Annotated in this window: 10 protein-coding genes; 3 read left to right on the top strand and 7 right to left on the bottom strand. The window is 31.5% G+C overall.

Going from position 1 to position 11,696, the window contains the following annotated elements; all coding sequences use genetic code 11:
- Nucleotides 1-44: 44 nt before the first annotated feature.
- A complete protein-coding gene (locus IGJ46_RS00195) occupies nucleotides 45-992 on the bottom strand; it encodes a helix-turn-helix transcriptional regulator (RefSeq protein ID WP_002385468.1) in 948 nt (315 codons plus the stop codon).
- Between the two features lie 64 nt (nucleotides 993-1,056).
- Here IGJ46_RS00195 and IGJ46_RS00190 point away from each other — a divergent pair, with 64 nt between their 5' ends.
- The 3 genes from IGJ46_RS00190 (at nucleotide 1,057) to IGJ46_RS00180 (ending at nucleotide 5,200) form a co-directional block, all read left to right on the top strand.
- A complete protein-coding gene (locus IGJ46_RS00190) occupies nucleotides 1,057-1,524 on the top strand; it encodes a VOC family protein (protein ID WP_173951244.1) in 468 nt (155 codons plus the stop codon).
- A gap of 7 nt (nucleotides 1,525-1,531) precedes the next feature.
- On the top strand, nucleotides 1,532-2,041 hold the full coding sequence (locus IGJ46_RS00185) for a ClbS/DfsB family four-helix bundle protein (RefSeq protein WP_002378680.1): 510 nt from the start codon (nucleotides 1,532-1,534) through the stop codon (nucleotides 2,039-2,041).
- A gap of 543 nt (nucleotides 2,042-2,584) precedes the next feature.
- Entirely contained in the window at nucleotides 2,585-5,200 is a 2,616-nt protein-coding gene (locus IGJ46_RS00180; RefSeq protein ID WP_002361467.1) for a YfhO family protein, read from the top strand.
- A gap of 285 nt (nucleotides 5,201-5,485) precedes the next feature.
- Here the strand turns inward: IGJ46_RS00180 and IGJ46_RS00175 are convergent, their stop codons facing one another.
- The 6 genes from IGJ46_RS00175 to IGJ46_RS00150 form a co-directional block, all read right to left on the bottom strand.
- Nucleotides 5,486-6,685 (bottom strand): ABC transporter permease, encoded by a 1,200-nt coding sequence (locus IGJ46_RS00175; protein WP_002368628.1) that lies wholly within the window; start codon nucleotides 6,683-6,685, stop codon nucleotides 5,486-5,488.
- Nucleotides 6,682-7,365 (bottom strand): ABC transporter ATP-binding protein, encoded by a 684-nt coding sequence (locus tag IGJ46_RS00170; protein WP_002368629.1) that lies wholly within the window; start codon nucleotides 7,363-7,365, stop codon nucleotides 6,682-6,684. Before IGJ46_RS00170 ends, IGJ46_RS00175 begins: the two co-directional genes overlap by 4 nt.
- On the bottom strand, nucleotides 7,362-8,567 hold the full coding sequence (locus IGJ46_RS00165) for an efflux RND transporter periplasmic adaptor subunit (protein ID WP_218391345.1): 1,206 nt from the start codon (nucleotides 8,565-8,567) through the stop codon (nucleotides 7,362-7,364). The genes IGJ46_RS00170 and IGJ46_RS00165 overlap by 4 nt, the downstream gene beginning before the upstream one ends.
- Before the next feature lie 449 nt (nucleotides 8,568-9,016).
- The gene (locus tag IGJ46_RS00160; RefSeq protein ID WP_218391344.1) at nucleotides 9,017-9,523 is read right to left on the bottom strand and encodes a hypothetical protein; all 507 of its coding nucleotides are present in this window, start codon (nucleotides 9,521-9,523) and stop codon (nucleotides 9,017-9,019) included.
- Complete coding sequence (locus tag IGJ46_RS00155) at nucleotides 9,504-10,130, bottom strand: ABC transporter ATP-binding protein (RefSeq protein ID WP_430613869.1); 627 nt, start codon at nucleotides 10,128-10,130, stop codon at nucleotides 9,504-9,506. Before IGJ46_RS00155 ends, IGJ46_RS00160 begins: the two co-directional genes overlap by 20 nt.
- Nucleotides 10,127-10,636, bottom strand: a complete 510-nt coding sequence (locus IGJ46_RS00150; protein ID WP_002368636.1) for a stage II sporulation protein M — start codon at nucleotides 10,634-10,636, stop codon at nucleotides 10,127-10,129. The genes IGJ46_RS00155 and IGJ46_RS00150 overlap by 4 nt, the downstream gene beginning before the upstream one ends.
- Between the last annotated feature and the right edge of the window lie 1,060 nt (nucleotides 10,637-11,696).

Below are 11,696 nucleotides of genomic sequence, written 5' to 3'. Positions count from 1 at the left end.
CCAATGTGCATTTTTACACATGAGATTGTTCACAGTTCCACAATCTATTCTTGATATTTTTTTTGAATCCTCATTATACTTTCTACATATGCTTGTTTCACTTGGACTGGCTCTAAAATTGTCACTTCTTCACCAAAGCCCATAAAATAGTTGGCTAAAAATTGTGTTTCTGTTGGATGAATCTGTCCAACTAAAAAACACTGCGTGGGCGTTTCTTCCAACTGAATATTGTCAAAGCGATGTTTATAAAAAAATTCTTTGCCTTTTTCTGTAATGATTGCTTTAAATGGAATCGTACGTGCCGTCGTTTGTTGATGGCGATACGATTCTTTCAATTCTTCAGTCGTAAAATCCAGTGTTTGGTTTAATTGCTGAATAGCCTCCATAAAATCACAGCGGTAAGTACGCCAAGCCTTTTTAGTCACATCATAGCCTGAACAATACCAATACCCTTCTAAAATAGTTAACCGGGTTGGTAAGATTTTTTTCGTTGTTGCTTCATATCTGGTATAGTTAAACTGAATTACTTGTTGCGCCAAAATACAATGAAACAGCTGCTCTAAATTGCCTGGTGCTTCTACTTGTTCAATTCCTTCGTAATAGACGACCTTACTCATTTGACTGATTTTAAATTGGGTTGGTTCATCTAAAGAATGCAATAATTTTTGCTGAATTTGCTGATAGGAATGACCAAACGGTGACTCTGCGACTAATTTCAGTAATTGTAACGAAAAAAAGATTGCTAACACTTCATTTTCGTTAAAATAAATCGGCGGCAACAACGGTTTGTTTAAAACTCGATAGCCACCATAACGACCATTCTCCACATATAGCGGCACGCCTAAATTTTCCAAAGCTTCAATATCCCGCAAAGCTGTGCTTTTAGAAATCCCAAAAGTTTTCATTAACTGATTTAAATTAAACTGAGGATGGGTTCTCAAGAAAAAAAGTTCCTGATTTAAACGTTCTGATTTTTTCATTTTTCCCTCCATCGGTGTCACTTTTTGACACCTTTTATTGTTATGCTTATCTTATCAATCTTAGGAGGTTCAAACAATGAAAAACACACAATTTGCCCTTTTTATGGTCTTAAACGGACGAGCAACGGAAGCCTTGACGTTTTACCAAGAAGCCTTTGCTGGTGATATTCTTTTTAAAATTACTAATCAAGAATTTAAAGAGCGCTTAAATCCTTCTTTGACCATTCCCGCTGGCGAAGAACACTGGCTTTCTCACTCGATTTTACAAATGGACACTTTTCAATTACAACTAGCTGATAATCCTTTGTTTGCAGGAATGAATACCACGCCCACAGAACAATTGACCCTCAGCTTAACCGTCAATAGCCGTCACTCTGCCAAAACAATTTTTGAAAAACTCACGTGCCATCCCGAATCCTGTATTATCCAAGAACCAATTGAAAATGAATTTGCAACATTTTATGCGATTGTGAAAGATCCTTTTGGTTTAGTCACTCAAATTACTCAAGAAAAACAAGCAGATCCTACCAAGAAAGGACGTTAGCCGAAGAATGCGAACCTATGAATCAAAAGAAGCCTTGATTGAGGCCATTCAAATAGCTTCACAAAAATATTTAGCTGAATTTGCAGAAATTCCTGAAACACTTAAAGATCACCGAATTGAAACAGTAGCTAAAACACCTTCAGAGAACTTAGCCTATCAATTAGGCTGGCTCAACTTGCTGCTTTCTTGGGAAGAACAAGAACAACGTGGTCTGACCGTTCAAACGCCAGCTGAAGGTTATAAATGGAATCAACTGGGCGCTCTCTATCAATCATTTTATCAAACCTATGGACAAATGAGTTTAGAAAGTCAGCTGATTGCGTTGCAAGACATCTTAGAAAAATTACTTCATTGGATTGACTCGCTTTCCGAAGACGAATTATTTTTACCTCAACAACGGGCTTGGGCGACTACCAAAGCACAATGGCCTCTTTGGAAATGGATTCACATTAATAGCGTTGCCCCTTTTACTAGTTTCCGAACGCAAATTCGCAAATGGAAAAAAGCGTGTCTTTAAAAAGTTATCCACATTTTTTCAAAAAAAGCTTGACAAGCATTTTTAAATTCTCCACAGAAAACTTTGTGGATGAAATTTCTTATTTTTTCCAAAAAACTTTTCCACAATGCTTATTTGTTCGACATTAAATCTTTGTAAATTCTAGAAAAAAGAAGATGAAAACGTTGTTTTAATAACGTTTTCATCTTCTTTCAACTTTAGGGATTCCTTTATTTTTAGCAAGCAGGCCTTCTGAACTTGCGTCTATTTTTTTTAGCAACTCGAAAACTTATCCTTGTGGATAAACCGAGATAAAAAGCTTTTTTGTGGTTTTCAACAGAGTTATGCACAAAGTTATCCACAGGGCGTTTTCAGCAATTTTTCGGAGAATATTCGTTGTTTAATCTGGTGATTTAGCATTTGAATGTCAATCCTTTACTCCTAATTCTTCTTCACTCCACCCTTAGGATCCTAATAAAATTTTAAAGTTTTTCTTCTATTGGTACATCAAATAAAGAGTATGATAAACTATAGGTACTTTCGAAAAATCAGGTGAGGTTATTTATGAAAAATAAAAGTAGGCAGTTTTTAAAAAACAACTGGCCTTATATGTTAGCCAGTTTCTTCATTCCATTTTTAATTATGGCAATTATCTATTTGAGTATTGGGATTTATCCAGGAAGTAGTCGCAGTGTTTTAGCCAGCGATGCCTTTTCTCAATTTTCAAATTTTCACGCAAGCTTTAACAATGTTCTTCATGGAAAACAAAGTCTTTTCTATACGTGGAATGCTTCTTTGGGACTAAACTACTTGTCCTTAATTTCCTATTATCTTGGTGGCTTATTTACGCCGCTCGTCTTTTTCTTTAACAATCAAAACATGCCTGATGCGCTCTATTTCCTAACGTTGTTGAAAATTGGGAGTGCTGGCTTGAGTTTTTGGTTCTTGGCAAAACAAACCTTTAAGATTCCTAAATGGTCCCATGTGACTTTAAGTGTGTCTTATGCGCTAATGTCCTTCATTGTGGCCCATTCAGAATTAATTATGTGGCTGGATGCCTTTATTTATCTGCCACTCGTAATTTTAGGAATTCATCGTTTAATGGACCAACGAAAACCGACATTATTGTTTGTCAGTTATTTCTTGCTTTTCATTACAAATTATTATTTTGGCTTTATGATTGGGTTGTTTTCCTTCCTGTACTATTTTGCACGAACGTTTACAGACTGGCAACGATATAAATCTCGAATCGTTGCGTATTTTACTACTTCTCTTTTAGCTGGTGGAGCATCCATGATTATGGTCTTACCTGCTGTCTTAGATTTACGAACCAATGGTGAAACTCTTTCTGAAATTACAACCTTTAAAACAGAAGCGACTGCCTTTTTAGATATTATTATGAAAAATATGATTGGCGTTTACGATACAACCAAATATGGGTCCATTCCTTTTATTTACATTGGGTTGTTGCCTTTGATTTTTTGTCTCTTCTATTTCGTTACGAAAGAAGTTCCATTGAAAAACAAACTACTTTTTGGCAGTTTGTTTGTCCTATTGATTGCTAGCTTTTACATCACGCCCTTAAATTTATTCTGGCACGGTATGCATGCGCCGAACATGTTTCTTTTCCGCTATAGTTTCCTCTTTTCATTCCTAGTTATTTTGCTTGCTGGTTATGGTTGGGAAAAATTTGAAAAGGATGATCTCGGCGTCTTAAGCGGCTTGATTTTGATTCTTTTAGCAATTTTTGCTCTTGCAATGGGCACAAAAGGTGCTACTAGTTATACGTATGTGACTTTAACCTCTTTCGTATTAACGGCAACTTTTTTACTATTATACTTTTTCGGGATTGCTTTTTATCAATTGAAAAAAGCGCCTATGCAATACTTAGTGATTTTGTTATTGCTGCTCGTTTCAGGTGAAGCAATCATTAATACACGGGCGATGGTCACTGGTATTTTAGATGATTGGAACTACGCATCACGCAGCTTGTATTCTGAGCCTTATCCTGACTTAAAAAATCTAGTCGATCAAACAAAAAAAGAAAATGATACCTTTTACCGCTTGGAAAATTTAAATGGTGTTTCGGCCAATGACGGCATTAACTATGGCTACAGTGGCATTAGCATGTTTTCTTCCGTACGGAACCGACATTCTTCAACATACCTAAACGCCTTAGGTTTCCGCTCGCGAGGCACGAATTTAAATATTCGTTACCAAAATAATACCTTGTTAATGGATGCTTTGATGGGCATTAAATACAATATTGCTGAAAACAATCCAATGAAATTCGGCTTTGAGCGACAAGCAGCTGCTGGTAAATATCAGCTTTATCGTAACGAAAATGCTTTGCCGTTAGGATTTTTAGCAGACAAAGAGATTTACAATGTCCGGCAACCTCTCAATGATAATTTAGGTAGTCAAACAAATTTACTAAATGCTTTAGCCAATACCAATGAACGGTATTTTACCTTTTATCAACCAACGATGACGCTTCAAAATAACGTGACAATTACGCAAAATACAGCTGGCGTAACTTTTACGGAGAAACAACATAACGTAGCCAAAGAGATTTCTTATACAGTCAATGTGCCCGCCAATACGCAAGCTTATTTGAGTTTATTCCCAACGGATTTTGCTCAATTGGAAAGTTCCACTGCGACGGTCACCGTGAACGGCTCAAGTCAGCAATCACAAATTGGCATTACTGGCCAATATTATAATTTAGGCTACTATCCAAAAGATACAACTGTTAACTTCAAAGTAAGTTTTTATGGAACCAAAGCAGTAAGTTTTGTTCAGCCGCAAGTAGTTGGCTTAAATACCAATGCATTTGAAAAAGCCATTTCCGCCGTGCAAGAAAAAGGCGTTGATTTAACCACTGGCAAACGCTCTGCTTCAGGTACCTTTACCGCTGACAAAGATCAAGTACTCGTCACTACAATTCCTTATGACAAAGGTTGGCGTGTCAAAATTGATGGCAAAAAAGTTACCCCAAAAGCCTTTAAAGATGCCTTTCTAAGCGTTCCTGTCAGCGCTGGAACCCATACTATTCAGTTCTCTTATTTACCAGAAGGATTGATTCCTGGCATCGTGTTATTCGTTCTATGTACTGGTGGTTTCGTTGCCTACGTAACCTTGATTCCTGCTAGACGAAACCGTAAAAAAGAAGACAAATAAAAAATCTTTCACAAAAAACTAAGGGTTATTATTAAAATGACTCTTTATCAATAAGGTCTGATGAGTTGTGAAAAACAAAATCTGAGACAGAATGGGATTCATTCTGTCTCAGATTTTTTTGTTATAAATGATTTAGGCAGTTAAAATAGATATTCGTTTATTCTATGAAATATCTATGCTTTTTCAACTTTTTAGAGTCCTACTATTACAAGCTCTTATTTTACATTAAAAAATAAGATTTAATTCAAGAACAACATATGTCAAACTACTCTCTTTTTGACTAGATCATCTTAATATATCAATTATATCTTTTTCAGCTGCTTCTGAGGCAGGCATTACAGAAAACACTAGTCCAATAACTGAAGCAACACCAACCGCTAGTATAATAGTAAATAAATCAACTGATACGTGAACCTCTATCAAAGAGCCAATACCATAAGCAAAAATCATTCCTAATAAATAGCCAATTATTCCTCCAGAAATAGTTAAAATTAAACCTTCTAAAAGGAATTGTAACATAATAGATTTTCGAGTAGCTCCTAATGCTCTTCTTATACCAATTTCTTTTGTTCGCTCAGATACAGAGATGTACATCATATTCATGACCCCTACCCCCGCAATAAACAATGATATTCCTGCTACAGCTGTTATAAAATAAGTAATTGTACTGAGAATCTGACTAATTCCTTTCGTCAACATTGCTGTATCTATTACTTCATATTCTCCCAGATGTCTCAAACTACCCTTATCTTTTAATTGTTTTATTACTTTTGAAGTCACCTTATCGGGTTTAACTCCTTCTTTTAAGACTAATGTTAGAGAGGAAGTATTTTTATCTGATTTAAAATAATAGTGATACGTATCTTCTGGAATTTCAATATTTGTATTTGACAAGGAAAACAAATTATCTTGCTCTTCTCCAGGGAAAACCCCTACCACTTTAAATAATTCTTGCTCAATTTCAATTCCTTTACCCAATGCTCGTTCTAGTGTATTAAATAACTCTTTGGCTGTAAATGAATCAATTGTTGCTACTTTATTTAATAATCCACTATCTTGGCCTGTTAAATTTCTGCCAATAGAAACTTTTTTTCCTTCAGAATCTATAAGTTTAATCTGTTTATTTTTTTTATTTCCCCTAATAAACAAATCTTTGTAGATTTGCTCTTCATCAATTTTAGAATAGTCAGCTTTTTTTACCCCTTCTACATTTCTTATTGTAGATAAGTCTATATCTTGAAAGAATTTTGTATTTGTATCATATAAAGACGTATCACTCGGTGTAAAATTTAATTGAATTTCCACATCCTTAGAATCACTCTTAGTAAGATTTTTTATGGTGTCTTTCTCGAACCCTCTTCCAATAGCTAAAATTGTAATAACAGACGATATTCCTATAATAATTCCTACCATGGTTAATACACTACGTTTTCGATTATTTTTAATTGCTTTCCAAGCAGAACGCATGTTTACATAAAGATTCATTGCACCAACTCCTTATCTTCAATAATTGCACCGTCTCTAATAGTAAGCAACCGGTGACAATAAGGAACGACTTCAGGGTTGTGAGTAACCATAATAAGCGTTACGTCATCTTCTTTATTTAAAGTAGTAAAAAGTTGTATAATCTCCTCTGAGGTGTGTGTATCTAAAGCACCTGTCGGTTCATCTGCTATAATAAACTTAGGGTGATTAATCAATGCTCGGGCAATGGCCACCCGCTGCTGTTGGCCACCAGACAACTGCTTTGGGTATTTATATTCTTTTCCTTTTAAACCAACTCTATCCAATACGGAAAAAACTTTTTCTTTCGTTTTAAAAGGAGATACCCCATTATAAAGAAGAGGTAGTTCTACATTTTCATAAACTGTGTTGCTCTCAATCAAACTAAAGTTTTGGAAAATAAAGCCTACTGTTTGATTTCTGATTTTAGAAAGAATGTCATCTTCTGTATTAACCAAAGATCTGCCTTCAAACAAGTATTCTCCCTCAAATTTACGATCGATAAAGCCCAAAAGATTAATTAATGTCGATTTGCCAGATCCTGAAGGGCCCATGATCGCTATCATTTCACCTTTTTTGATGGATAACTGAATATCTTTTAATACATGAAGTGACTCCTCTTCATTTGTATAGTATTTATTTATCTTATTGAGTTCAATCATTGTTTCACCGTCACTTTTTGGCCATCTTTCAGACTAGTATCTGGGTTTTCAATAATTAAATCATTTTCCTTAAGTCCAGTCTTTACTATATATTTCTCATTATCTTCTTTTACTTCTATTTTCTTTTTAACAACTTCTCCTTCTCTATAAATAAAAACGAATACTTCATTATTATTTTCTTTAACTGTATTCTTTTTAGCCAACTCTAAATTATTCATTGGAACACTGATTTGGACATTATAGCCATAATGAATAGGTTCTTTAGGGCTAATTAAAAATGAGAATGTTGAAATTGTACTGTTTTTAGTTGATGATGTATTTTGTGCACTGACAGCCATATCTTCAGGTAATGCGTTAATTTCAGTAATTATTCCATCTGTTGCTTTTTCTTCATTGATTTGACTAATCGTTACATGTTGACCCACTTTTACTTTATTATAATCATATTCTGTGACAGAACCTTTTATAACTGTCTCCGGACTAACAATAGTCGCATATGGTACTGTTGCGTCTACTTTACCTTTATCGTTAGTATAGACAATTCCTTTGAATGGTGCTGTTACGGTAGTGGTAATTTTCTTTTTTGTCTGTTCAATAGTATTATTGGCACTGGATAAATCAACATTCGCCGCATCTAACGCTTGTTGTGCTTGTAAAACTGCCTCTTTTTGTGTATCTAATGCTTGTTGTATAGTTTCAATTTTATTATCAGATTCAGCTTTTTCGGTTTTTTTAATTTCATCATCCATTTTTTTATTTACAATGGTGGTTTGTTCATTTTTAGTAATAGTTAAGCGATTTTCTAATTCTTGTTGTTTTTGTGTTGCATTATCTAGATTTATTTGAGCATTTGTAACTGCCAGATTCAACTTTTCTAGAGATTGGGTCTGTTCTTCTGCTTGATCTTCAACAGTTGTATTTTGATAGATAGCAACTACATCATTTTCATTGATTTCTTGACCATTCTTCACGGAGATAGTATTGATTTTCCCAAGGGATTGATCAAAATTTAAATAACTAGTTGTTTTAGGTTGAACAATCCCTTTAAAAATTAAAGAGTCACTCTTCTTTACTGTAACCGTATTATATAAATCTTCTTTTTTTGAAGCAGTGAGATTTGATTTATAAATAATAATCCCACTAAATAATAGTATTCCACCTATGATACTTAATAAAAAAATTGTTTTAGTTAACTTTTTCAATAACGTTCTCTCCTATAATTATTGGTAATTTTAGCAATAACCTAAAAATAATAGTTGTAATTCCTATTACTAATCCCATAGATTGTATTTCTAAATCATTTATAAAATTAGCTGCTGTCAACAAAGAAAACATAATAGGACTGACTGTCCCTCCCAAATTTAAATAATGCAGAGATTTTTAGTGGGATTTGAACCTTGCTTATCTTTCTATATAAAATATAACAAAAGCGAGCAAAAAATTTGTTCAAAATAACGAGCACTTTCACTGGTATACTATTTATTTGATTATATATATTAACTAATTTTAAATTAGTTAAATTAGCATAAAGTTCTTTATTTAAAATAAAAGAAGTAATCAATTTTATAATTTTCAAAAAAATTCAGCCACTCTAAATATTAATTTTACAATATAACGCAATTTACTTCATAACATTCCTACAATTTATATTTTATATAATTAACGATCCTATATTAATTAAAAGCAATAGTAATTTTCCAAAAAACAACAATTTAGTTGCTCTTACATCCTTATTATTACTGTAAAACAACAATAAAAAAACTATCACTTCAATAATAGAAGTACTAATTGATAGCGGTAATCTATCAATTGTTACTATTTGAGAAATAACAATAACTAGTAGATTAACTAAGCTTACTGATAATAATAAACAGATAAATATATCTTGATCATAATTTTTTTTTAATCCAAAAATAATTAAAATAATTTTTAAGAGTATGAACGTAACAAAAAAAATAAACAAGTTAGCGATTATAACTACAACTATCATAAAGAAATTAAATTTTCCATTTGAAATATTTAATAGTTTTGATGACTCTTCAATCACTTCTAATAACTTATTATCTTTTTCTATTAGAGTAAAAAACACAAAAATATTTGAAACAATATATGGTATAAAAAATGCAATTATCGACCAGTTACTCTTCTTTGTATTCAATTAGCTCACCTTCTTCATCTAAGTTTATAACAAAATAGTTATACTTGTATTCTGATTCTAATTTGTTATGTGAAACTAAAATAACACAAGTTCCTTCTAAAATTAATTTATGACACTGTTCAAATAAGATATCTCTACCCTGCTTATCAATACTTGAAAATGTTTCATCTAAAATAACTAAATCCCAATGATTTTTCTCAAAAAGTAATGTACATGCTGCTTTCAATAGCATTCCTAGCGAGGCATTTTCTGCCAAAGTGGTTAATTGTTTATCATCATTGTAAAGCTTCTTTATTAACTCTATTTTCGTTGTGGTTAGCTCTAGTCCGTGAATAGAATAAAACAGCTCTATATTTTCTATTATAGTGAGGTAGTAATGACATAAAGACTGATCTGTCAGAAACAAATTTTTTTTATTGTTATGTTTAAAAGTCCCTATTGAAAAATATTCTATGTTTCCCAAACATCTCAAAAAAACACTTTTCCCACTTCCATTACTCCCTCTTAAAAAATACATACTATTTAAAAAACTTATATTAATAGCACTAAAAATAGTCTTTTCTTGATACACTTTTCCAACATTTTCTAATTCAATAACTGTTTTCATCCTATCATCCCTTCTATTATTCCTGAAATGCAAACCAATATGTAACTGAATATATATATTTTTTTATTTTGTTTAATAGCCTTAAAAACATCGATTACATTAAATCTTTTAAAAAATATAATACAACAGTTTAAAGATAAAAACATATACAGAAACATGTTCGGTAATTCTACAACTCCATGTTTAAACAATAATTTAAATGTTTCAAAGCTCCCTACGTTGTTAACAGATATCCAAACTTGAAAAGATATCATGAACAACTCGTATAAAATTAAAACAGGTACAATTGGAAATAACAGTATATATTGTACAAAGTTTCTAGTATTATTAGCAATGATCTCCAAGGAATAACTAACACCATATTTTACACTTTTAATACTAGCTTCATTAACTTCCGATGGAATATCAAATTGTTCAAATGTAAAATACACAAACATAAGATAAAGGATAGCTGCTAAAAAAAATAGTAAATATTCCTTTACCTTAAATTTATTGTCTTGCTTCATTTCAATCTTCAACTACTCTCTATTAAATATTTAATAATATACGATTTCCCTATTAAAGATAACAGAATAAAAATAAACAAAATATATTGAACAATAAAATTATTTTCTTTTTTTCTAGTTAAGATTCCTTTATTTTTTAATTGATAATATAAAAAACTAATACAGAAGATTACTATTGTTAAATATGTAAAATCAACCAAAAGAACTGCCAACTTTCGATTTCCACTAAAAATCAAAGAAATTATACCTATCATTATAAAAATCAAACATTTATGGAAATAACTCGATAAAAAATATACTTTATTTTTCTGTACCGATGAATTCTTAAAAAAATAAAATTCTGAACTTGTTCTATTTAAATTTTTAAAATACTTATCTGAAAGTAACTCCATATCTACCAAACTAAAAAAAATCAACAAACCTATGTTATCAAAGATAAGATCAACAAAATACGAATATACAATCAATGAACAACAAATAAATAAGTATTCAAAGTATTCTTTAATAGAAACTCTATTTAAATAAGTTATAAATAACTGTTTATACATATTTCTATGAGTAAATATTTTTTTCATCTTGATTTCCGCAGTATTCCGAACGTATTTAAGATTAAAACTTTTGAATTTTTTCCTAGTAAAAATATTAAAATACATAGATACTAACAGTAAAAGTACTAATAAGAGTAAAAGAACTGAAATTGAAAGAGTTTTGCCAAAGAGTAAACCCAGCAACATAATAATAAGACAAATGGAGATTAAAATCTTATACGTACGTTGCACTAATAATTGCATAAAAAAATATATCAATTGTATACAGAATGCTGACAATATGTTAATCATAAAAAATCCGTTCTTTATATTCAATATTATATTAAAAAAATTTATTAAGAAAAACATCGAAAATAAGGGATTATTTTTCTTACTCAAAAAAAGTATGTATGTCATAAATACCTTATTTGAGTAAAAATAGTTATAACTTGTCATTTGATTTAAATCTAACTCCGTTTTTGGCAAATTATAATTTAATAGCAAAAAATTTATTAAGATAATAGGAAGTAACG

The sequence above is a fragment of the Enterococcus sp. AZ120 genome (assembly GCF_050546165.1).
Taxonomy (GTDB): Bacteria; Bacillota; Bacilli; order Lactobacillales; family Enterococcaceae; genus Enterococcus; species Enterococcus faecalis.
Note: the sequence above shows the minus strand (reverse complement) of the source record. Positions and strands in the feature narration are given on the sequence as shown.